Here is a 452-nt window from a genome sequence, read left to right as displayed (position 1 = left end):
TTTTTTTGCTTTTACCCGCTTCTTGCTTGAACCTCTTCTTAAAGGTTTCTATTTTATTTCGTCTGCATCATCTGCTTTTTTAGAAATGGCCTTACATATGAACCAGCTTAGCTTTTACTGGTTATCCGAAACATAAACCGCTGCTTCTGTTCCTGCAGTCGAACCAAACATAACCGCCTCTGTCAGCTCATTGCCGGAGAGAACGCCTTCACCGTCTACTGCCGCTGACAGGATCGGACCTGCTGCATAAAGACCATTGATCAGCTCGCCGCTATCTTTGTTTAGCTGTTCCGCATTGTTGCTGACAACCAAGGCAGCTGCCTTTCCATCTGCCTCATATACCTGAGATTCCTCAAAAACCGGAATCAGGGAGACATCGGTCGCTACCAGTGCCAGGCAGTCAATTTCCTGATCCTTGCCGTCCACCGTCACAGTGATGCGGTCAAGCGCAC

At 48.0% G+C, this 452-nt stretch carries 1 pseudogene; it reads right to left on the bottom strand.

The window, feature by feature from the left end:
- Nucleotides 1-114: 114 nt before the first annotated feature.
- Nucleotides 115-452, bottom strand: a pseudogene (locus QVO97_RS10260) (FAD-binding protein); the annotation flags it as partial.

The organism is Clostridium sp. CAG:43 (genome assembly GCF_000434655.1).
Classification (GTDB): Bacteria; Bacillota; Clostridia; order Lachnospirales; family Lachnospiraceae; genus Otoolea; species Otoolea fessa.
This window is presented reverse-complemented; position numbering and strand designations above follow the sequence as displayed.